Source organism: Streptomyces capillispiralis, from assembly GCF_007829875.1.
GTDB lineage: Bacteria > Actinomycetota > Actinomycetes > Streptomycetales > Streptomycetaceae > Streptomyces > Streptomyces capillispiralis.
Map to the genome: position 1 here is coordinate 2,143,164 of NZ_VIWV01000001.1, position 21,443 is coordinate 2,164,606.

General features: G+C 71.8%; 22 protein-coding genes. 11 read left to right on the plus strand and 11 right to left on the minus strand.

The genetic code is table 11. The features are described 5' to 3' along the window. Positions 1 to 77: 77 nt before the first annotated feature. The 4 genes from FHX78_RS08635 to miaA form a co-directional block, all read right to left on the minus strand. Positions 78 to 2,246: a RelA/SpoT family protein gene (locus tag FHX78_RS08635; RefSeq protein WP_145866871.1), complete on the minus strand. Its 2,169-nt coding sequence runs from the start codon at positions 2,244 to 2,246 to the stop codon at positions 78 to 80. 300 nt (positions 2,247 to 2,546) lie between these two features. Then, complete coding sequence (gene dapF / locus FHX78_RS08640) at positions 2,547 to 3,440, minus strand: diaminopimelate epimerase (RefSeq protein ID WP_145866872.1); 894 nt, start codon at positions 3,438 to 3,440, stop codon at positions 2,547 to 2,549. 65 nt (positions 3,441 to 3,505) lie between these two features. Continuing rightward, positions 3,506 to 4,009, minus strand: coding sequence for a hypothetical protein (locus FHX78_RS08645; RefSeq protein ID WP_145866873.1), 504 nt, complete (start codon positions 4,007 to 4,009; stop codon positions 3,506 to 3,508). 108 nt (positions 4,010 to 4,117) lie between these two features. After that, positions 4,118 to 5,056 carry a tRNA (adenosine(37)-N6)-dimethylallyltransferase MiaA gene (gene miaA / locus FHX78_RS08650; protein ID WP_145866874.1) on the minus strand — a complete coding sequence of 313 codons (939 nt, stop codon included), beginning with the start codon at positions 5,054 to 5,056 and terminating at the stop codon, positions 4,118 to 4,120. A gap of 182 nt (positions 5,057 to 5,238) precedes the next feature. Between miaA and FHX78_RS08655 the strand changes: the two genes are divergently transcribed. After that, positions 5,239 to 5,520 carry a hypothetical protein gene (locus FHX78_RS08655; RefSeq protein WP_145866875.1) on the plus strand — a complete coding sequence of 94 codons (282 nt, stop codon included), beginning with the start codon at positions 5,239 to 5,241 and terminating at the stop codon, positions 5,518 to 5,520. 23 nt (positions 5,521 to 5,543) lie between these two features. Further along, positions 5,544 to 5,816, plus strand: a complete 273-nt coding sequence (locus tag FHX78_RS08660) for an antitoxin (protein WP_145866876.1) — start codon at positions 5,544 to 5,546, stop codon at positions 5,814 to 5,816. A 113-nt stretch (positions 5,817 to 5,929) separates the two neighbouring features. Here FHX78_RS08660 and FHX78_RS08665 read toward each other — a convergent pair whose 3' ends face one another. From FHX78_RS08665 to FHX78_RS08675, 3 genes are all read right to left on the minus strand, one after another. Continuing rightward, complete coding sequence (locus FHX78_RS08665) at positions 5,930 to 6,646, minus strand: class III extradiol dioxygenase subunit B-like domain-containing protein (protein WP_145866877.1); 717 nt, start codon at positions 6,644 to 6,646, stop codon at positions 5,930 to 5,932. 202 nt (positions 6,647 to 6,848) lie between these two features. Next, positions 6,849 to 8,372: a tRNA (N6-isopentenyl adenosine(37)-C2)-methylthiotransferase MiaB gene (gene miaB / locus FHX78_RS08670; RefSeq protein WP_145866878.1), complete on the minus strand. Its 1,524-nt coding sequence runs from the start codon at positions 8,370 to 8,372 to the stop codon at positions 6,849 to 6,851. A 69-nt stretch (positions 8,373 to 8,441) separates the two neighbouring features. Further along, a complete protein-coding gene (locus FHX78_RS08675; RefSeq protein ID WP_145866879.1) occupies positions 8,442 to 8,849 on the minus strand; it encodes a pyrophosphohydrolase domain-containing protein in 408 nt (135 codons plus the stop codon). A gap of 107 nt (positions 8,850 to 8,956) precedes the next feature. Here FHX78_RS08675 and FHX78_RS08680 point away from each other — a divergent pair, with 107 nt between their 5' ends. Beyond that, positions 8,957 to 9,952 (plus strand): TAXI family TRAP transporter solute-binding subunit, encoded by a 996-nt coding sequence (locus FHX78_RS08680; protein ID WP_145866880.1) that lies wholly within the window; start codon positions 8,957 to 8,959, stop codon positions 9,950 to 9,952. Positions 9,953 to 9,962: 10 nt separating this feature from the next. Here the strand turns inward: FHX78_RS08680 and FHX78_RS08685 are convergent, their stop codons facing one another. After that, entirely contained in the window at positions 9,963 to 11,366 is a 1,404-nt protein-coding gene (locus FHX78_RS08685) for a sensor histidine kinase (RefSeq protein ID WP_145866881.1), read from the minus strand. A gap of 9 nt (positions 11,367 to 11,375) precedes the next feature. Next, positions 11,376 to 12,062 (minus strand): response regulator transcription factor, encoded by a 687-nt coding sequence (locus FHX78_RS08690; RefSeq protein ID WP_145866882.1) that lies wholly within the window; start codon positions 12,060 to 12,062, stop codon positions 11,376 to 11,378. 285 nt (positions 12,063 to 12,347) lie between these two features. Between FHX78_RS08690 and FHX78_RS08695 the strand changes: the two genes are divergently transcribed. The 8 genes from FHX78_RS08695 (at position 12,348) to FHX78_RS08730 (ending at position 19,276) form a co-directional block, all read left to right on the plus strand. Then, positions 12,348 to 13,124: an amino acid ABC transporter ATP-binding protein gene (locus FHX78_RS08695; protein WP_145866883.1), complete on the plus strand. Its 777-nt coding sequence runs from the start codon at positions 12,348 to 12,350 to the stop codon at positions 13,122 to 13,124. Positions 13,125 to 13,205: 81 nt separating this feature from the next. Then, the gene (locus FHX78_RS08700; RefSeq protein WP_145866884.1) at positions 13,206 to 14,048 is read left to right on the plus strand and encodes a glutamate ABC transporter substrate-binding protein; all 843 of its coding nucleotides are present in this window, start codon (positions 13,206 to 13,208) and stop codon (positions 14,046 to 14,048) included. 116 nt (positions 14,049 to 14,164) lie between these two features. Further along, on the plus strand, positions 14,165 to 14,842 hold the full coding sequence (locus FHX78_RS08705) for an amino acid ABC transporter permease (protein WP_145871791.1): 678 nt from the start codon (positions 14,165 to 14,167) through the stop codon (positions 14,840 to 14,842). Continuing rightward, the gene (locus FHX78_RS08710; protein WP_145866885.1) at positions 14,839 to 15,744 is read left to right on the plus strand and encodes an amino acid ABC transporter permease; all 906 of its coding nucleotides are present in this window, start codon (positions 14,839 to 14,841) and stop codon (positions 15,742 to 15,744) included. Before FHX78_RS08705 ends, FHX78_RS08710 begins: the two co-directional genes overlap by 4 nt. Positions 15,745 to 16,037: 293 nt before the next feature. Next, the gene (locus FHX78_RS08715) at positions 16,038 to 17,693 is read left to right on the plus strand and encodes an FAD-dependent monooxygenase (protein ID WP_145866886.1); all 1,656 of its coding nucleotides are present in this window, start codon (positions 16,038 to 16,040) and stop codon (positions 17,691 to 17,693) included. Between the two features lie 153 nt (positions 17,694 to 17,846). After that, the gene (locus FHX78_RS38050; RefSeq protein ID WP_309506048.1) at positions 17,847 to 17,894 is read left to right on the plus strand and encodes a hypothetical protein; all 48 of its coding nucleotides are present in this window, start codon (positions 17,847 to 17,849) and stop codon (positions 17,892 to 17,894) included. Between the two features lie 90 nt (positions 17,895 to 17,984). Continuing rightward, positions 17,985 to 18,533: a cupin domain-containing protein gene (locus FHX78_RS08720; RefSeq protein WP_145866887.1), complete on the plus strand. Its 549-nt coding sequence runs from the start codon at positions 17,985 to 17,987 to the stop codon at positions 18,531 to 18,533. 293 nt (positions 18,534 to 18,826) lie between these two features. Beyond that, complete coding sequence (locus FHX78_RS08730; protein WP_145871792.1) at positions 18,827 to 19,276, plus strand: rhodanese-like domain-containing protein; 450 nt, start codon at positions 18,827 to 18,829, stop codon at positions 19,274 to 19,276. 6 nt (positions 19,277 to 19,282) lie between these two features. Here the strand turns inward: FHX78_RS08730 and recX are convergent, their stop codons facing one another. Then, the gene (gene recX, locus FHX78_RS08735; protein ID WP_145866888.1) at positions 19,283 to 20,095 is read right to left on the minus strand and encodes a recombination regulator RecX; all 813 of its coding nucleotides are present in this window, start codon (positions 20,093 to 20,095) and stop codon (positions 19,283 to 19,285) included. Positions 20,096 to 20,098: 3 nt separating this feature from the next. After that, positions 20,099 to 21,217 (minus strand): recombinase RecA, encoded by a 1,119-nt coding sequence (gene recA / locus FHX78_RS08740; RefSeq protein WP_145866889.1) that lies wholly within the window; start codon positions 21,215 to 21,217, stop codon positions 20,099 to 20,101. Positions 21,218 to 21,443: the final 226 nt, after the last annotated feature.

The following is a 21,443-nucleotide window of genomic DNA, read 5'->3' on the forward strand; positions in this document are numbered from 1 at the left end:
ACACCGCTGGGCCGGTGCGCCGAGTGCCGACGCCCGTCGGCCGTCGGCCGTGGTGGTGAGGGTGGGCGGGGCCCGGGTCAGGCGCCCGGAGCCGACGACTGGGCTCTGGTCACGTCGTACACACCGGCCACATTGCGCATGGCGCGCATCAGGACGGGCAGGCGGGCGGCGTCCGGCAGCTGGACGGTGTACGTGTGCCGCACCTGCTGCCGGTCCGGCGGTTCGACGGTCGCGGAGACGATCTCGGCGCCTTCGAGGGCCATGGCCTCGGTGAGGTCCGCGAGCAGGTGCGGACGGACGAACGATTCCGCGACCAGCGTGACCCGGCACTCGGCGCCCTCCCCCCAGCGCACGCCGACCTCCGCCCGCCCGGCGCTCTTCATGCGCGCCACCGCGGGACACTCGACCCGGTGCACGGTGACCGCTCCCCCGCGCACGGCGAATCCGGTCACCCCGTCGGGCGGTACGGGCGTGCAGCAGCCGGCGAGCCGTACGGTCGCGCCGTCCCGGTCGGCCAGGACCTGGGCGGCGGCCGGACGGCCGGATGCCGCCCCCGGCGCGTCCGGCACCTGCGGAACGGCGGCGCCGCCAGGGACGGGCCGGGAGGCCGTCGGCGCCTCGGGCGCGGGCGCCTCGTCCTGTGCGGGGTGGGCGGTCAGCCGGCGCTGGATGGCGATCCGGGCCGCGGGGGTGTGGGCGTGCTCCAGCCACTCCCTGGACGGCTCGGAGGCGGGGTCCTGCCCCATGAGGAGCTGGACGGTGTCGCCGTCCTTCAGGACGGTGCTCAGCGTCGCCAGCCGCCCGTTGACCCTGGCCCCCATGCACGCGTGCGCGTCCTCGCCGTACTGCGCGTAGGCGGCGTCCACGCAGGTCGCCCCCTCGGGCAGGCCCAGCGTGCCCCCGTCGGGGCGGAAGACGGTGATCTCGCGGTCCTGGGCGAGGTCCTCGCGCAGGGTGGACCAGAAGGTGTCGGGGTCGGGCGCGCCGCGCTGCCAGTCCAGGAGCCGGGAGAGCCAGCCGGGCCGGGTGGGGTCGACGCGTTCGCCGTCGCTCGCGGACTGCTCCTCGGGCGGGGTGGCGTAGGGGTTGCCGAGGGCGACGACGCCGGCCTCGGCGACCTTGTGCATCTGGTGGGTGCGGATGAGGACTTCGACGACCTGGCCGTCCTCGCGGGCCACGGCGGTGTGCAGCGACTGGTACAGGTTGAACTTCGGTACGGCGATGAAGTCCTTGAACTCCGAGACCACGGGGGTCATGCAGGTGTGCAGTTCGCCGAGAACGCCGTAGCAGTCGGCGTCCTCGTTCACCAGCACCAGCAGGCGGCCGAAGTCGGCGCCGCGCAGCCGGCCGCGTTTGCGGGACACCCGGTGCACGGACACGAAGTGGCGCGGGCGGATGAGGACGTCCGCGCTGATGTCGGCCTCGCGGAGCACCTTGCGCACGTCCTCGGCGACCTCGGCGAGCGGATCGTCCGCGCGGGCCGCGTTGCCGACGATCAACTCCCGTGTGTGCGCGTACTCCTCGGGGTGCAGGATGGCGAAGACCAGGTCCTCCAGCTCGGTCTTGAGCGCCTGGACGCCCAGGCGTTCGGCGAGCGGGATGAGGACGTCCCGGGTGACCTTGGCGATGCGTTCCTGCTTCTCCTGGCGCATCACGCCGAGGGTGCGCATGTTGTGCAGCCGGTCGGCTAGTTTGATCGACATCACCCGGACGTCGTTGCCGGTGGCGACGAGCATCTTGCGGAAGGTCTCGGGCTCGGCGGCGGCGCCGTAGTCGACCTTCTCCAGCTTGGTGACGCCGTCGACGAGATAGCGGACCTCCTCCCCGAACTGCTCACCCACCTGATCGAGCGTCACGTCCGTGTCCTCGACGGTGTCGTGGAGCAGGGAGGCCGTCAACGTGGTCGTCTCGGCGCCGAGTTCGGCGAGGATGAGGGTCACGGCGAGCGGGTGGGTGATGTAGGGCTCACCGCTCTTGCGCATCTGGCCGCGGTGCGAGGACTCGGCCAGGACGTAGGCGCGGCGCAGGGGTTCGAGATCGGCGTCGGGGTGGTGGGCGCGGTGGGCGTCGACGACGTGTCCGATGGCGTCGGGGAGCCGGTCGCGGGCGGCGGGGCCGAGCAGTGCGGCACGGCCCAGCCGGCGCAGGTCGAGCCGGGGGCGGGCCTTCCTACGCGACCCCGCGGGGGTGACGTGACCAGAGGTCACCGGGCCTGGGGTCGCGGGATTGACGGCCTCCGCGTTCATGGGCACCTCCGGCTGCGTGGACCGGCGGACGGCGTGCCCCAGGGCGGACTCGGGCTCAGGGGACGTCGTTCGTCCCCCCGTCCGGGCCGGTGCTTGATGCTACCGAGCCCGGCACCCTCGGGCTCACCGCCTCCGGCCGAGCGTGAAACGGATCACCCCAACGAGCGATGGCCGATGAAGCGTCACTTTCACGCCAACGGGTCGGCGGTTCGCCATGATCTCGAAGCCGGACCCCGCCCCCGTCCTGCGGAAGTGCGTGCCTTAGGGTCCGGAGGCTGGGTTACCGGGGCGTCCGTCCGGTCAGCGGAGGGCGTTCTCCAGCCACCCGGCCTCGATCACGCCCTCGGCGACGATCACCGCGGGACCGGTCATCTCGATCTCGCCGTCGGGCCGTTCGGTGATCACCAGGGTGCCGCCGGGCACATCGACCGTGTACGTCACGGGGGTGCCGGTGGCGGCCGGGTCGGCCCCGTCCCTGCGGGCGGTGGCCACGGCGACCGCACACGCGCCCGTGCCGCAGGAGCGGGTCTCGCCGGCCCCGCGCTCGTGCACCCTGAGCGCCACGTGCCGCGGACCGCGGTCGACGACGAACTCCACGTTCACCCCGTCCGGGTAGGCGGCGGCCGGGCTGAACGGGGGGGCCGTGTACAGGTCGCCGGCGTGGGCCAGGTCGTCCACGAAGGCGACGGCGTGCGGGTTGCCCATGTTCACGTTCCGCGCGGGCCAGCTGCGCTCGCCGACGCTCACAGTGACGTCGCCCGCCGGGAACACGGCCTTCCCCATGCCGACGGTGATGTCACCCCCGGCGGTACCGCCGTCGGACGCCTCCTTGGCGATGTGCACGGTCTTCACGCCCCCGCGCGTGGCGACCGCGATGTCTCCCTCGGCCACATGTCCGGCGTGCTGGAGGTAGCGCGCGAACACACGTACTCCGTTGCCGCACATCTCCGCGATCGAGCCGTCGCCGTTGCGGTAGTCCATGAACCACTCGGCCTCGCCGGCCATGTCCCGGGCCTCGGGGTGGGCCGCCGACCGCACGACGTGCAGCAGTCCGTCGCCGCCGATGCCCGCGCGGCGGTCGCACAGGGCGGCGACGGCGGCCGGGGGGAGGTCGATGGCGTTCTCGGGGTCCGGGACGATCACGAAGTCGTTCTCCGTGCCGTGCCCCTTGAGGAAGGCGATCCGCGTGCTCATTCCTCGATCGTACGGGGTGGTGGTGACGGCGTGCCGCCGCCGGCCGACGGGCCCGCGCGGGGGCGTCAGCGGAGCCGGGCGACCCGCCAGACCGCCAGGGCCACCACGGCGGCGACCATCACGACGTAGGCGATCACGACCCGCCAGTCGGGCCTGCGTCCCGAGCCCCGGGCCGGCAGTCCCGGCCAGGTGTGGCCGACCCTGCGGGCGGCCGTCATGCCCCAGCCGGCCGCGCAGGAGCAGATCAGCAGGCCCAGCATGGCGATCACCGCGCCGCTGTCGCCGAAGTCGAAGGCGAGCGGGAACGCGAACATCAGGGAGCCGACCGCGGCCAGCCCGACGATGGGCGCGAGCTGCCAGATGCGCAGCCGGCGCTGCGGGCGCAGCTCCACCTCGACCTCGTCGCCGCCCGCGAACATCTCGTCCGGCTCGGGGCCGTCGTCGGTCACACCGCCCTGCGTCTCCTCCGGCCCGTCGGGGCTGAGACGGTCGGTTTCCTGCTCCGGTGCACCTCGCTCGGTGGTGAGGTGTTCGGTGCCGTGTGCGGTGTCGCGAGGGCCGGCCTCCATCGCCACGCGCCCTCCCAACTAGGACTCCACTTGGTCGATCGAAGCTCGATGATGGCACGGCGCCACAGGGCCGGATGACGGCCTGGGCGTCCCGATGCCAGGACGTGATCAGGCTGTAACCGGTCGTTCGACCAACGACATCGCGAGCTGCGGAAGTTCCGTCAGGTCCGCCGCGGCCCCACTCAACCAGTGCACCCGGGGATCGCGCCTGAACCACGAATCCTGACGGCGCGCGAAGCGCTTGGTCGCACGCACGGTCTCCAGCCGTGCCTCCTCCAGGGTGCACTCCCCGGCGAGCGCGGCGAGGACCTGCTGGTAGCCGAGGGCGCGGGAGGCCGTACGCCCTTCGCGCAACCCCTGCGCCTCCAGTGCGCGGACCTCGTCCACGAGGCCCGCCTCCCACATCCGGTCGACCCGGCGGGCGATGCGCTCGTCCAGTTCGGGGCGGGCCACGTCGACACCGATCTGGAGGGTGTCGTAGACCGAGTCGTGACCCGGGAGGTTGGCGGTGAAGGGGCGTCCGGTGATCTCGATGACCTCGAGGGCGCGGACGATGCGGCGGCCGTTGCTCGGCAGGATCGCCCGCGCGGCCCCCGGGTCGGCGACGGCGAGGCGCGCGTGCAGCGCCCCCGGACCGCGCAGCGTGAGCTCCTCCTCCAGGCGGGCCCTGACCTCGGGGTCGGTGCCGGGGAACTCCAGGTGGTCGACCGCGCCGCGGACGTAGAGGCCGGACCCGCCGACCAGGACGGGCCAGCGCCCCTCGGCGAGCAGTGCGTCGATCCGCTCGCGGGCCAGCCGCTGGTACTCGGCCACGGACGCGGTGACCGTGACGTCCCAGATGTCGAGCAGGTGGTGCGGGACGCCGCCGCGCTCCTCGGTCGTCAGCTTGGCGGTGCCGATGTCCATCCCCCGGTAGAGCTGCATGGAGTCGGCGTTGACGACTTCGCCGCCGAGCCGCTGGGCCAGGAAAACACCCAGATCGGACTTTCCGGCCGCAGTGGGTCCGACGACGGCGATGACGCGGGGGGCGTGGGGTGCGCTGCTCACTGATCCAGTCTCGCAAACCTCGCACCCGGCTCTCGAACGGGTTACGTGACGCGACGGAGGCCGGGTCGTTGCCCGTTGCGAGATTCCTGCCGCCGGATCGCAGGGGCGGCAGCCCGGGTCACACGAACGGACACACCGGGCGACGCGGGATTTCGCCCGCACGAGTAACGTATGGAGTGGAAATGGGCGTTTTTGCACGGATTTTTCGGAGGTCGAAGGCCGCGGAGGAGACGGGGACCGTCGAGGCCGGCGGGGCACGGGCCGGCGGGGCGACGGCCGATTCCGGAACGGAGGACGCGGCCGACGCCGCTGAGCCGAAGGGCTCGGCCGAGGCACCGGAGGACGCCGGTACGGCGGTGAGGGAGGCCGGCGACAAGGTAACCGGCGCGGGGAGCGTCGAGATCCCGAAGCAGCAGTCCTCCGAGGCGGCCGGTAACGAGGCCGGTGAGGGCGCCCGCACGTAGATGGCCGCGAGGGAAGGTACGCCATGGGTCTCCTGGACAGTCTGAAGGCCAAGCTCGGCCCCGCCAAGGACAAGGCCTCCGGCCTCGCACAGCAGCACGAGGACAAGATCCAGCACGGCCTGGAAAGGGCCGCGCGGACCGTCGACGAGCGGACCAAGGGCAAGTACAGCGACCGGATCCGGACGGGTACGGGCAAGGCCAAGGATGCCGTGGACCGCTTCGCGCACAAGAAGGACCACGGTCCGGACGCGGGCGGCACCACCCCGCCGCCGGCCGGGCCCCCGCCCGCTTCCTGAGCGGCGAACCGGCGGACGGCCGTGGAGCGCGGTGAGCGCTCCCGGCCGTCCGCCGCTTCACGGACGGGCTGCGGCCCGCGCGTGACCGGGGACCGGGCGGCCGGTTCCGCAACCTAGGACCAGGTGGCCACGAGGTAGCCGACCCCGTAGGGGGCGTCCTCGTAGAGCAGCGTGCCCTCCAGCGCGGCGTTGCCCGCGGCCGCGCCGGCGAGGACCTGCCAGGGGGCCCGGCCGGAGACCTTCAGTTCGCGCGCCAGTCCGGTGTCCAGCGCCCGCAGGGCCTCGGTGTCGGCCGCGCCCAGCGCCCGCGCGATCTCCGCGTCGAACGGGGCCGCACGGTCGTCGAGGTAGCCGGGCGCCTTCAGGGTGCGGCAGGCGCTGGCGTCCCCCATCACCAGCAGCGCCACCCGCTCCGCCCGGGCCGCGACGGCCTCTCCCTCCTGGACGCACCGCTCGGCCGTGAGCGGCTCCCCCACGCCCCGGCCCTCGACGGGGGCGTCGGCCCAGCCGGTGCGGCCCAGCAGCCAGGCGCCGACGGCGAGCCCGTGGGGAAGCCTGCGCCCGGCCAGCGTGCCCTCGCCCTGTCCGAGCCGTACGCCCAGGTCGACGCCGAAGCCGCGGAAGGACCCCTTGCTGCCCTCCGGATAGGTCTCGGGGCCGGTGCCGTCCGCCGGGCCGACGACCACGAGCAGGTCGGGCCGGGAGGCGGCGAGCACACCCAGCGCGTCCGTGCAGGCGGCACGCGCGGTGTCCAGCTCGGGGGCGGCACCCGCGGCGATCTCGGGCACGAGCAGCGGCGGGCAGGGGCAGACGGCGGCGGCGACAAGCATGATCGGCAGCGTAGCCCCCACGGGGCGTCCCGCCCCGCCGGTCGGCCCGTCCACTGCCCGGGTCGGCCCGTTCGCCGCGGGGGTCGGAGCCCGCGGCCCGGGGCAGTCTCCACGGGCCGGGGGCCTGGGCGACCTCGACGGGCCGGGGCGACCTCGACGGGCCGGGGCGGCCTGTGCGGCGCCTCGGTACGTCTCTGCGGTGTCAGTCGCAGCCGCAGCCGCTCGTGGCCATCGGGAGCGGTTCCGGGACGCCGATCTTCGGCAGGCCCAGCATCACGCCCGCGCCCTGCGGCGCGGCCGCCTTCTCGGCGTTCCGCTTCTCCCAGGCGTCTCCCGCGCGGGTGCGCCGCACGTCGAGCACGGCGCCCTCGGCGAGGAGGTGGTGCGGTGCGGCGTAGGTGATCTCCACGGTGACCACGTCGCCAGGGCGCACCTCCTGCTCCGGCTTGGTGAAGTGCACCAGACGGTTGTCGGGGGCGCGGCCGGAGAGGCGGTGGGTGGTGTCGTCCTTGCGGCCCTCGCCCTCGGCGACCATCAGTTCCAGGGTGCGGCCGACCTGCTTCTTGTTCTCCTCCCAGGAGATCTCCTCCTGGAGGGCCACCAGCCGCTCGTAGCGCTCCTGGACGACCTTCTTGGGGATCTGGCCGTCCATCTCGGCGGCCAGGGTGCCCGGACGCTTGGAGTACTGGAAGGTGTACGCCTGCGCGAAACGGGCCTCGCGCACCACGTGCAGCGTCTGCTCGAAGTCCTCCTCGGTCTCGCCGGGGAAGCCCACGATGATGTCCGTGCTGATCGCGGCGTGCGGGATGGCGGCGCGGACCTTCTCGATGATGCCGAGGTAGCGCTCCTGCCGGTAGGAGCGGCGCATGGCCTTCAGGACCGGGTCCGAGCCGGACTGGAGCGGCATGTGGAGCTGCGGCATCACGTTCGGCGTCTCGGCCATGGCGGCGATCACGTCGTCGGTGAAGTCGCGCGGGTGCGGCGAGGTGAAGCGGACCCGCTCCAGGCCGTCGATCCTCCCGCAGGCCCGCAGCAGCTTGCTGAACGCCTCGCGGTCACCGATGTCGGAACCGTAGGCGTTGACGTTCTGGCCGAGCAGGGTGATCTCGGAGACGCCCTCGGCGACCAGGGCCTCGATCTCGGCGAGGATGTCGCCGGGACGGCGGTCCTTCTCCTTGCCGCGCAGCGCCGGGACGATACAGAAGGTGCAGGTGTTGTTGCAGCCGACGGAGATGGACACCCAGGCCGCGTAGGCGCTCTCGCGCCGGGTGGGCAGCGTGGACGGGAACGCCTCCAGCGACTCGGCGATCTCGACCTGCGCCTCCTCCTGCACGCGGGCGCGCTCCAGGAGGACGGGCAGCTTGCCGATGTTGTGCGTGCCGAAGACGACGTCCACCCAGGGGGCCCGCTTCACGATGGTGTCGCGGTCCTTCTGCGCCAGGCAGCCGCCGACCGCGATCTGCATCCCGGGCCGGCTCGCCTTCTTCGGGGCGAGGTGGCCGAGGTTGCCGTACAGCTTGTTGTCGGCGTTCTCGCGGACGGCGCACGTGTTGAAGACGACGACGTCGGCGTCGCCGTCGGAGCCCTCGGGGGCGCGGACGTAGCCCGCGCCCTCCAGCAGCCCGGCCAATCGTTCGGAGTCGTGGACGTTCATCTGGCACCCGTAGGTGCGTACTTCATAGGTGCGCGTGCCGCCCACTGACTGGCTCCGGTCGATGCTGCTCATGCCCATAAGGGTAGGCGGTACCACGGACAGCCTTCCGCCACGGCAGCCGCACCCCCCGGTGGGACGCGCTCAGGCCCCGTCCCCCGGCGCCCATCCCTGCCGGCGCAGCACGGCCGACACGTCCGGGGCCTCGTAGTGGTCGCCCTTGAGGACCTTGCCGTCGGCACGGCGGCTGACCTGGCCGTCGGGGCCCAGCTTGGTCATGTTGGAGCGGTGGATCTCGGCGATCACCGCGTCGAGGTCGATGCCGTGGACCAGCGCGGTGCCGTACGCGACGTAGACCACGTCCGCCAGTTCGTGCGCGAGCCGGTCGAGCGGGCCCGTCACGGACACCTCGGCGACCTCCCTGGCCTCCTCGGCGAGCAGTTCGCCGCGGTGGGCGGCCAGCTCCGGCGGGACCTCGGACGGTATGTCGCGGGCGTCCAGCCCGAAGGCACGGTGGAAGTCACGGACCAGATCGGCGGGCGAGGAACTCATGCGGCGACTGTAACGGCCGCCTCGGCCACTCCCCCGCCCCGCGCGACGGGCACGCCTGTGAGCGCCGCCCTGGTCAGCGGGGCACACGGGCTGGCAGGATCGCGCGCATGTCCAACGCGCTGTCCCGGATCGGCAGGCGGCGGGTCCTGCGGGGCGCGACCGCCGCTCTCGTCGCGTTCGGACTGCTGCTGTGGTGGCTCGCGCCCTGGGGCGAGGAGCCGCCCGGCGGGACCGTCACCCTGAGCACGGGCACCCGCGCGGGGGTCTACCAGAAGTACGGCGAGCTGCTGCGCAACTCGCTCGGCAGGCACATGCCCGACCTCGAGGTGCGGCTGACCACGAGCGACGGCTCGCAGGAGAACGTGCGGCGGGTGGCGACCGGGCAGGCCGACTTCGCGATCGCCGCGGCCGACGCGGTGGAGACGTACCGGCTGAGCGGCCGCGAGGGCGCCGACCGGCTGCGCGGCGTGGCCCGCCTCTACGACGACTACGTGCAGTTGGTCACCGCGCGGGACTCCGACATCCGCTCCGTCGCGGACCTGCGGGGCAAGCGGGTCGCCATAGGACCGCCGAAGTCCGGGGTCCGGCTCATCGCCAACCAGGTCCTGAAGACGGCGGGCATCGACCCGGAGACGGACATCCGGCCCTCCGCGGACGGCATCGACACCGGCCCGGAGCGGCTGGGGCACGGGCTGGACGCCTTCTTCTGGTCCGGCGGGCTGCCCACGGACGGTCTCAAGGCGCTCGCCGAGAAGTCCGCGCTGCGCTTCGTGCCGATCGACGCGGGCCTGGTCGCCGAGCTGCACGAGCAGGGCGGCGCCACCCGCTACTACCGCGCGACCAACATGCCGGAGTCGGCCTACCCGGGCAGTCAGCTCGGCGCGACCGTCCCGACGATGGCGGTGTCGAACCTCCTGATCACCCGGGCGGACGCGGATCCCCGGCTCACCGAGTGGCTGACCCGCATCGTGCTCAAGAGCCGGGACGGCATCGGGGCGCACGTCCACTCCGCCCAGCTGGTCGACGTCCGCACCGCGATCTACACGGACCCGCTCCGGCTGCACGAGGGCGCGCGCCGCTACTACCGCTCCGTGAAGCCCTAGCGGCCGGCCGTCACACCCCGGTTCCGCTCCTCGGCACCGTCACGGTCACCCGCAGCCCGTGCGGCTCGTGCCGTTCGTACGCGATGGAGCCGCCGCCCGCCGCGAGCAGGGCCCGGGAGATGGACAGGCCGAGGCCCGAGCCCCTGATGTTCTGGTGCCGGCCACTGCGCCAGAAGCGGTCGCCGACGCGGGTCAGCTCCTCGTCGGTCAGGCCCGGGCCGTTGTCGGTGACGACGACCGTGGTGGTGTCGCCGTTGGAGGTGACGGCGACCTCGACGCTCTCGCCCTCGGGCGTGAACTTCACCGCGTTGTCGATGACCGCGTCCAGGGCGCTGGACAGCGCGACCGGGTCGGCCCACGCGGTGGTCGGCGGACAGGTCCCGGTCAGGCGGACGCCCTTGGCCTCGGCGGTGGGGGCCCAGGCCGCGACGCGCTCGGCGGCCAGGGCGCCGATGTCGGAGATCTGGAGGCTGGCCTCGCTGTGCTCGGCGAGCGCCAGGTCCAGCAGGTCGTCCAGGACCTGCGCGAGGCGCTTGCCCTCGGCCCGGACGGAGGCGATCTCCTCGTTGCCCTCGGGCAGCTCCAGGGCGAGCAGTTCGATGCGCAGCAGCAGGGCCGAGAGCGGGTTGCGCAGCTGGTGGGAGGCGTCGGCGACGAAGGCACGCTGCTGTTCCAGCACGCTCTCCACGTTGTCGGCCATCTCGTTGAACGAGCGGGCGAGCCGTCTGAGCTCCGGCGGTCCGCCCGCCGCCGCGACCCTGGACTTCAGCCGCCCGGTGGCGATGTCGTGGGTGGTGGCGTCCAGGATCCGTACGGGTTTGAGCACCCAGCCGGTCAGGCGCAGGGCCGCGCCGACGGCGAGCAGCATCGCGGCCGCCTCGCCGGCGGCGATGACCAGCCACCCGTCGAGGATGCGGGAACGCATCTGCCCGGTGGGCGAGTCGGTGACCACGACCGCGACGACGTCACCGTCACGGATCACCGGGGAGGCCACCACCAGGCTGTGCCGCTGCCAGGGCCACACCTGCTCGGGGTCGTGGCTGCGGCGGCTGAGCAGCGCCTCCTCGAAGGCGTCGCGCACCTCGCCCGCCCGGGGCAGGAACCAGTCGTCCGGGGCGTGCGCCATGGGCGAGTCGTTGCGGTAGAAGACCCCCGCGCGGATGCCGTAGACCTCGTGGTAGCTGCGGAGCTCGCTGCTGAGGGTCTCACGGCGCTCGTTGATGTCCCCGCCGGCCGGGTCGGCGGGCTCGGTGACGAACTGGGCAAGGGCCGCGAAGCGTGCCGTGTCGTCGATGCGGTCGACGACGACCTTCTGCTGCTGCGCGCCGGCCAGGCTCACGGCCAGCGGGACACCCAAAGCGAGCAGCACGGCCGCCATCAGGACGATGAGCAGCGGAAGCAGACGCGTGTGCACCCGGCCCCGCTATGCCGCGGGCGCGACGAGCCGGTAGCCCACGCCGCGCACGGTCTCGATGAGGGCGGGCATGCGCAGCTTGGCGCGCAGGGAGGCGACGTGCACTTCCAGGGTGCGTCCGGTCCCCTCCCAGCTGGTGCGCCACACCTCGCTGATGATCTGTTCCCGGCGGAAGACGACCCCCGGCCGCTGGGCGAGCAGGGCGAGCAGGTCGAACTCCTTGCGGGTCAGCTGGACGACCGCGCCGTTCACGCTGACCTGGCGGGTCGGCAGTTCGATGCGGACCGCGCCGAGCCGCAGTTCGGTCTCCGTGCTGCCGGTCGCCTCCTCGTGGACGGTGCGGCGGCTGACGGCGTGGATCCGCGCGAGGAGTTCCCCCGTGTCGTACGGCTTGACCACGTAGTCGTCGGCGCCCAGGTTGAGGCCGTGGATGCGGGAGCGCACGTCGGACCGCGCGGTGACCATGATCACCGGTGTGCTGGTGCGCTTGCGGATCTTGCCGCAGACCTCGTAACCGTCCTGGTCGGGCAGCCCCAGGTCGAGCAGGACGACGCCGAAGCCGTTGCCCTCGGGGACCAGCGCCTGGAGGGCCTCCTCGCCGCTGCGCGCATGGGTGACGTCGAACCCGTGCCGCGCCAGGATCGCCGACAGGGCGGCGGCGACGTGGTTGTCGTCCTCGACGAGCAGCAGCCTCACCCGGGACCCCTTAGGTTCATCGGCCGTACGATCTCCATGTGTACAAAAACGTGTGCACGCCCGCGTGCACCTTGCAGTGAGTCCGACGGACGAGGTCGGCGTCAAGGGTGTTCCGGTTGCTGTTGCGTACCGTTACCTGGCCGATATGAGCCCTGCTCACAAGTGCTACGACAAGTGTCCGATTGCTATCGGATCGTGATGCTCAGATTCCCCTCAGATGTAATGACGCAGGTCTGAAGGATCACTACTGTCCTCCGAAACCGAGGAGGACGGAGCCTGAGAGCGATGACCGAAGTATCGGCGGCCAAGGACAGTGTGGCCGCGACCGGCGAGCTGGTCGTCCTGAAGAGCGTCAACAAGCATTTCGGCGCGTTGCACGTACTCCAGGACATCGACCTGACGATCGCCCGCGGCGAGGTCGTCGTGGTCATCGGACCCTCCGGGTCCGGGAAGTCCACCCTGTGCCGCACCATCAACCGCCTGGAGACGACCGATTCCGGGTCGATCACCATCGACGGCAAGCCCCTGCCCCACGAGGGCAAGGAACTTGCCCGCCTGCGGGCCGACGTGGGAATGGTCTTCCAGTCCTTCAACCTCTTCGCGCACAAGACCGTGCTGGAGAACGTCGTGCTGGGCCAGGTCAAGGTCCGCAAGAAGGACAAGAAGGCGGCCGAGGAACGGGCCCGCGCCCTGCTCGACCGGGTCGGCGTGGGTGCCCAGGCGGAGAAGTACCCCGCCCAGCTCTCCGGTGGCCAGCAGCAGCGTGTCGCCATCGCGCGGGCCCTGGCGATGGAGCCCAAGGTCATGCTCTTCGACGAGCCCACGTCGGCTCTCGACCCGGAGATGATCAACGAGGTGCTGGAGGTCATGCAGCAGCTCGCCCGCGACGGGATGACGATGATCGTCGTCACCCACGAGATGGGATTCGCCCGTTCGGCCGCAAATCGCGTGGTGTTCATGGCGGACGGTCGCATCGTCGAAGAGGCTTCGCCGGATCAGTTCTTCAGCAATCCGCGAAGCGACCGCGCCAAGGACTTCCTGTCGAAGATCCTTCACCACTGACGGCGCAGCCCGCGCCCTGACGACTCGCGTCACCGGCCACCGACCGGGCCGCATCACTTCACCAGTCAAAGGATGTGCACCATGAAGCTCCGCAAGGTCACCGCCGCCTCGGCCGCCGTGTTCGCCCTTGCCCTGACCGCCACCGCCTGTGGTGGTGACGACGGCAACGACAGCGGTTCGTCCTCCGGTGGCGGCGACAAGATCAAGATCGGCATCAAGTACGACCAGCCCGGTCTCGGCCTGAAGGAGCCGGGCGGTTCCTTCTCCGGTTTCGACGTGGACGTCGCGACCTACGTGGCCAAGGAGCTCGGCTACGAGGCCGACCAGATCGAGTGGGTCGAGACCAAGAGCGCCGACCGTGAGAACGCCCTCGCCCGCGGCGACGTGAAGTTCATCGCGGCGACGTACTCGATCACCGACGAGCGCGCGGAGAAGGTCGACTTCGCCGGTCCCTACCTGCTGGCCCACCAGGACCTGCTGGTGAAGAAGGACGCGGACGTCACCGAGGCCACCGACCTCAACGACAAGAAGCTGTGCTCGGTCACCGGCTCCACCTCGGCGCAGAACGTCAAGAAGGACTTCGCCCCGAAGGCGCAGCTGCGGGAGCGGGGCACGTACTCGGAGTGCATCGCCGCCCTGCAGAGCGGTGCCGTCGACGCGCTGACCACCGACGACTCGATCCTCGCCGGCTTCGCCGCGCAGGACCAGTACAAGGGCCAGTTCAAGCTCGTCGGCCTGAAGCTGAGCAACGAGAACTACGGCATCGGTGTCAAGAAGGGCGACACCGAGACCGTGAACAAGATCAACGACGCCCTGGAGAAGATGGTCGGCGACAAGTCCTGGGACAAGGCGGTCGAGGCCAACTTCGGTCCGGCCGAGTACAACAACGAGCCGGCCCCGAAGATCGGCAACATCGTCAAGTAACCCCCAGGACCGCCCAGTAACGCGGGTTCTCGGAGGCGTGCCGCCGTCCGTCACGATCAGGGCGGCGGCGCGCCGTGTCCGCCACGTACGCCACACACCCGGAAGCGCGGGAGATCGTGTTCGACTTTATTTCTGACTATGACGATCCAACCTTGTTGGGTGCCTTCTGGGTAACGGTGCAGCTCACCGTGTTCTCCGGCATCGGCTCCCTGGTCTGGGGCACGTTGCTGGCAGCGATGCGGGTCAGCCCGGTCCCGCTGATGCGCTGGTTCGGCACCGCCTATGTGAACATCGTCCGGAACATCCCCCTGACGGTCATCATCGTCTTCACCTCGCTCGGTCTCGCCGACATCTTCGGCGTGACCATGGGCGCGCGGGACGACTTCGAGCTCCAGGGCTTCCGGCTCGCGGTGCTCGGTCTGATCGCCTACACCGCGGCCTTCGTCTGTGAGGCGCTGCGCTCCGGCATCAACACCGTGCCGGTCGGGCAGGCCGAGGCGGCCCGCGCCATCGGGCTGAACTTCACCCAGGTCCTCACCCTGATCGTGCTGCCGCAGGCCTTCCGAGCGGTCATCGGCCCGCTCGCGAACGTGCTGATCGCACTGACCAAGAACACCACGGTGGCGGCCGCGATCGGTGTGGCCGAGGCCGCTCTGCTGATGAAGGAAATGATCGAGAACGAGGCGCAGACGCTGCTCATCGGTGCGGTCTTCGCCTTCGGATTCGTGGTACTGACCCTGCCCACCGGCCTGATCCTCGGCTGGCTGAGCAAGCGACTGGCGGTGAAGCGGTGACCTCCGTTCTGTACGACGCCCCCGGCCCCCGGGCCAAGCGGCGCAATGTCATCTTCTCGGTCGTCTTCGTGGCCGCCCTGCTCCTCCTCCTGTGGTGGGTCTACCGCACGATGGACGACAAGGGGCAGCTGGAGTGGGCGCTGTGGAAGCCCTTCACCCAGGCCGAGGCGTGGACGACGTATCTGCTGCCCGGCCTCGGTGACACCCTCAAGGCCGCGGCCCTGTCCATGGTCATCGCCCTGCCGCTGGGCGCGGTCCTGGGCATCGCCCGGATGTCGGACCACCGGTGGGTGCGCGTCCCGGCCGGCGCGGTGGTGGAGATCTTCCGCGCCATCCCGGTCCTGCTGCTGATGCTGTTCGCCAACGAGTTCTTCGCGCGCTCCACGGACGTCACCAGCGAGGACCGGCCCCTGTACGCGGTCGTCACGGGCCTGGTCCTCTACAACGCCTCGGTCCTCGCCGAGGTCGTCCGGGCCGGCATCCTCTCCCTCCCCAGGGGGCAGACGGAGGCGGCCCAGGCGATCGGCCTGCGCAAGAGCCAGACCATGAGCAGCATCCTGCTGCCGCAGGCGGTCACGGCGATGCTCCCGGCGATCGTCAGCCAGCTGGTCGTCATCGTGAAGGACACCGCGCTGGGCGGCGTGATGCTCGGCTTCACCGAGCTGCTGAACTCGCGCGGCACGCTGGCGGCCAACTACGCCAACGTCATCCCCAGCTTCATCGTCGTGGCGGTCATCTTCATCGTCCTGAACTTCATCCTCACCTCGTTCGCCTCCTGGCTCGAGGCACGTCTGCGCCGCAGCAAGCGCAGCACGGGTGCGGTGCTCGGCGCCGAGGACGTCGACGACCTCAACGCGGCCGAGGTCGGGGGCCCGCACAAGGCCGGTGGCGGCGCCGTCTGACGCACGCCTGCCGTACGACATGACTGTGGCCCGCCGTTTCCCGGCGGGCCACAGTCATGTGGAGTGGCGGGCCGCCCCAGGCGGTGCGGAAGAGCGGTGCGCCCCGGACACATGTGATGAACAGTCAAGTGATGGGACCGGTCCGGCTCCATGTCATGATCGCCACTGGCCTTCGGTCACTTGACGCAAGCACCGGCAATAGGTTGCATACGTTCTGTGATCGTGCACCCTGCTCCATCTTCCTGTTCCGCTCCGTCCCTTCGGACGTCACTTCGAGCAGGGGGCGCCGCGCCGTGGACCCGGTGATCATTGTCGGAGCCGGCCCCGTCGGGCTGGCGCTCGCGCTGGCACTGGCCCGTCAGGAGGTGCCGTGCGTGGTCCTCGACGAAGGACCGGGCAAGGAGGAACCCCGCCCGGCCCGCACCGTCGTCCTGCGCGAGGACACCGCCGCCCTGATGGAACGGCTCACCGGCGTGCCGCTCGCACGCGCCGGTGTCCGTTGGGCCGGATGGCGGTCGATGCGGCGCAAGCAGGTGATGTGTGAGATCACCTTCGGCGACGCGGAGCCCGCTCCCCTGCACATCGCCCAGCACGTCCTGACCGGAGCCCTGCGGCGGGCCCTCGCCGGCGAAGGGCTCGTCAGAATCGCCGTGGACAGCCGTCTGGACGCCGTGGAACAGGAGCCGGCGGGCGTCTCCGCGCACACCCGCGGCCCCAAGGGCACCTGGTGGCGGGGCAGTTACCTGGTCGGCTGCGACGGCCCGCGCTCGACCGTGCGCAAGCTCCAGGACATCCGCTTCCCGGGCCGCACCGCGGTGGAACGTCACGCCGTGGCCGCGCTGCGCACGGAGCTTCCGTGGCCTGACGAAGCGTTGCTGCACCGTGCGCCGCCGTGGCGCACGTCCGGGCCCTCGGCCGGTGAGATCAGCGCGCGGCCGCTGCCGGACGGGGTGTGGCGCCTGGACTGGCTGCTGCCGCCGGGCAAGGACCTGGTCACCCCCGAGCTGCTGCTGGCCCGCGTCCGGGAGACCCTGGCCGGCTGGACCGGCGGCCCGACCCCGCCGTACGAACTCCTGGACACCGGGGTGCACACCGTCCATCACCGGCTGGCCCGGCGCTGGCGGGCCGAGCGGGTGTTCCTCGCCGGGGACGCGGCCCATCTGCTGGGCACACTGGGCACGCACGGTCTGGACGAGGGGCTGCGTGACGTCGACAACCTCGCCTGGAAGCTGGCGCTGGCCTGGCACCACGGTCCGCACGAGGCGCTGCTGGACAGCTACCAGACCGAGCGGCGCGCGATCCTCGCCTCCCGGCTGCGCGCAGCCGACCAGGCACTGCCGCTGGTGCGGGGCGGCGGCGGGCTGCGTTCCTACGTCCCCGGCTCGGCGCGCGGGCACGATGCGCTGCTGCTGGACGGGCATCTGGGGCGGGGCGCGCTGGGCGCGCCGGGGATCCACGCCGACTCGCCGCTCGCGCCCGGCCGCCTCGAGGGCGAGGTGGCCGTCGGGACGGTTCCCGGTGCGGCCGTGACGGACGTGCGCGTCACCGCGGAGGACGGAACGTTCGTCCGGCTGCGCAGCCGGCTGGGCCGGGGCGCGCTGCTGGTGGTGCTGGTCGCGCCGGGTACGGGGGTGTGGGAGCGCCGGCACTGGGTGTCCGCGGGGATCATGCCCCGGCTGGCGGCGGCCGTCTCGGCGTTGCCGCACCCGGCCGAGCTGCTGGTCGCGGAGAGCTATCCCGGGGCGGCTGCCCACACCGTGCTGCTGGTGCGCCCCGACGGTCACCTCGTCACGGCGTTGAGCGGGGTACGCCCGGCGGATCTGTACGCGGCGGCCCGGGCGGCGCTCGGCGGGTCCGCGACGGAGGAGGCGGGCGCCGAAGAGGAGTCCGGGACCGGGGACAGCCACGGGGCCGATGCCAGGGCCGATGCGGGGGCGGGGTCGCGCTGAGGGAACCGGGGCGCGGGGCAGCCGCGCCCCGCTCCGGGCGCGCACGGTCACGCTGCGGTCCGCATGGTGACGATGAGTTGAACCGGGGGGCGGCCTCGTGGTGTACTCCGCGATGTGACCGACACCTGTGTGCACCTGTGGCGGAGGGTCCATATGGACCTCGTCCGCTATGCGGGCTGCGTGTGTCGCCCGTCCTGCTGATTCGCCTCTCCCCCTCCTCGCGCGCCCTCCGTAGCGGCCCCCGTATGCCGCCGCCGCGCGCCTGAGCGAACCCACTTCAGGACGGTGCACATGTCTGTCTCCCCTTCTGGCCCTCCCCCGGCCGCCCCGGTGTCGGCCGCCGCCTCCGCGCCCACTCAGGCGGAACTCCTGGACTTCGTACGGCGTACCGCCGCCGACGCGGAACTGATCGCCTCGCTTCCGCTCGACCCGGAGGGACGCACCTGGGTGCGGCTCGACGGGCCGGGTGGCAGCGAGGCCTGGCTGATCGGCTGGCCGCCGGGCACCGGCACCGGCTGGCACGACCACGCCGACTCCGTCGGTGCCTTCATGACGGCTTCGGGCGAGCTGAAGGAGAACTCGCTCGCCGCGCGGCTGCCCACCGACGGCTGGAAGACCCTGGAACTCACCGACGGCGTGGACCGGGAGCGCCGGCTGCCGGCCGGGCAGGGCCGCGCCTTCGGACGGCATCACGTCCACGAGGTGCTCAACCTGTCCCCGGACCGGCACGCGGTCTCCGTGCACGCCTACCATCCGCCGTTGCCGCGGATCCGCCGCTACAGCCGCAGTGGCGGCATCCTCCGGCTGGAGCAGGTCGAGCGCCCGGAGGACTGGCAGTGAGCGGGGCGCGGGAACGGGCTGACGGCGCCCTGGCGAGCGAAGCGGTGGGGAGCGGAAGGACGGGAATCGTGACGAGCGACGCGGTGGGTACTGGAGCTGCGGACACCGGCGCGGTGGGTACCGGAGCTGCGGACACCGGCGCGGTGGGTGGTGAATCCGTGGGGATCGACGCGGTGGGTACCGGACCTGCGGACACTCACGCGGTGGATACCGGAACTCTGGAGACCGACGAGGTGGGTGGCGAATCGGTGACGACCGACGAGGTGGGTGGCGAATCGGTGACGACCGACGCGGTGGAGACCGGACCTGGGGCCACCGGCGCGGTGGGTGGTGAATCCGTGGGGATCGACGCGTTGTTGGAGCGGGTACGCGCGACGTACGCGCGCATCGGGCCCGTGGACGCGCACGAGGCCGCCCGCGCCGGCGAGGCGCTGCTGGTGGACATCCGTTACGCCGCGCTGCGCGAGCGGGACGGACTCGTCCCCGGCGCCCTCGTCGTCGAGCGCAACGAGCTGGAGTGGCGCCTGGACCCGCGCGGCAGCCATCGCCTCCCCGAGGCAACGGGCCATGACCTGCGGGTCGTCGTGATCTGCAATGAGGGCTACGCCTCCAGCCTGGCGGCGGAGTCCCTGCACCGGCTGGGGCTGAGCCGGGCCACCGATCTGGTGGGCGGTTTCCAGGCATGGCGGGCGGCGGGGCTGCCGGTGGTGCCGGGTCCGGGTTCGCATACCGGTCCGGTGTAGGGCTGCTCAGAAGCCCCCGTCGCCGAGGAACTCCGTGTCCTCGCCCTCCTCCTCCAGCGCCTGCCGGACCACGCGGAGGGCGAGGCCCTCGGGGTAGCCCTTGCGGGCGAGCATGCCCGCGAGGCGGCGGATCCGCTTGTCGCGGTCGAGCCCACGCGTCGCACGGAGCTTGCGGGAGACCAGTTCCCGCGCGGTCTCCTCCTCCTGCTCGGAGTCGAGCCGGGAGACGGCCGCGTCGATCAGCGTGGGGTCGACGCCCTTGGTGCGCAGTTCCTGGGCGAGCGCCCGCCGGGCGAGCCCCCGGCCGTGGTGCCGGGACTCCACCCAGGCGTCCGCGAAGGCGCTGTCGTTGATCAGTCCGACCTCCTCGAACCGGGACAGCACTTCCTCGGCGGCCTCGTCCGGGATCTCCCGCTTGCGCAGGGCGTCGGCAAGCTGTTTGCGCGTGCGCGGGGTCCCGGTGAGCAGGCGCAGACAGATCGCCCGTGCCCGCTCGACCGGGTCCCCCGGAGGCTCCTCCCGCTCTGCCCTCGATGAGGAAGAGGCGTCTCCGTCCGCCGCGGCCGCCTCGCCGAAGTCCCGGCGCCTGCGCCCGCGTCCACCGCGCGACCCGCCGTCACGCGAGCCGCCCGCCCGTGCGCCCCCGGCACGCCGGCGGCCACCACCGGAACCGGTGTCCCGGGGACCGCTCGCGTCGGTGCTGTCGTCGTACGCCGTGTCACCGCCCACGGCTGAGCCCTCGTCGCCTCCGGTGCCCCTCCCCCGTGGGGCGCCGGAGGCGGCGAACTCGTACTCGGCCCAGTCGGTTCGTCGGGTCACGGGTCAGCTCTTGGCCGCCGCGGCCTTGGACTTGGTGGCCTTGGCCGCCGGGGCGGGCACCGCGGCCGCCTCCGGTGCGGTGGTGTCCGCCGCGTCCGCGGCCGGCTCGGCGGCCGGCGCCTCGGGCCGCACGCCGACGCCCAGCTTCTCCTTGATCTTCCGCTCGATCTCGTTGGCGAGGTCGGGGTTGTCCTTGAGGAAGTTGCGGGCGTTCTCCTTGCCCTGGCCGAGCTGGTCGCCCTCGTACGTGTACCAGGCACCGGCCTTGCGGACGAAGCCGTGCTCCACGCCCATGTCGATCAGGCCGCCCTCGCGGCTGATGCCCTGGCCGTAGAGGATGTCGAACTCGGCCTGCTTGAAGGGCGGTGCCACCTTGTTCTTGACGACCTTGCAGCGGGTGCGGTTGCCCACTGCCTCGGTGCCGTCCTTCAGGGTCTCGATGCGGCGAATGTCGATGCGCACCGAGGCGTAGAACTTCAGCGCCCGGCCACCGGTGGTGGTCTCCGGGGAGCCGAACATCACGCCGATCTTCTCGCGGAGCTGGTTGATGAAGATCGCGGTGGTCTTGGACTGGTTGAGCGCGCTGGTGATCTTCCGCAGGGCCTGGCTCATCAGGCGGGCCTGCAGACCCACGTGGCTGTCGCCCATCTCGCCCTCGATCTCGGCGCGGGGGACGAGCGCGGCGACGGAGTCGATGACGATGAGATCGAGGGCGCCGGAGCGGACCAGCATGTCCACGATCTCCAGGGCCTGCTCGCCGTTGTCCGGCTGGGACAGGATCAGGTTGTCGATGTCGACGCCGAGCTTCTTCGCGTACTCGGGGTCGAGGGCGTGCTCCGCGTCCACGAAGGCGACCTGGCCGCCGGCCTTCTGCGCGTTCGCCACCGCGTGCAGGGTCAGGGTGGTCTTACCGGAGGATTCCGGTCCGTAGATCTCCACCACACGGCCGCGCGGCAGGCCGCCGACGCCGAGGGCCACGTCGAGCGCGGTCGACCCGGTCGGGATGACCTCGATGGGCTCCATCGACCGCTCGCCCATGCGCATGACCGCGCCTTTGCCGAATTGCCGTTCAATCTGTGCGAGCGCGGCGTCGAGCGCCTTCTCGCGGTCGGTTCCTGCCATGGGTTCCACCCGATTTGCTTGTGTCGATCGCTTCACGTCAAAGACGCTAACGCCTGCCACTGACAACGCGCCCCGACGCACGTCCGGCCTGTGGATAACGCGGGTGCATTCCTACCCGAATTAGGGCAGAGCACCCGCCGTTGAGCCTCACCGGCTCTCCCATGAGAATGGATGTTCGATTTTTGTGTCAAGCCGCACCCTCGCGGCGTGGCACCGGGCCCCGTCG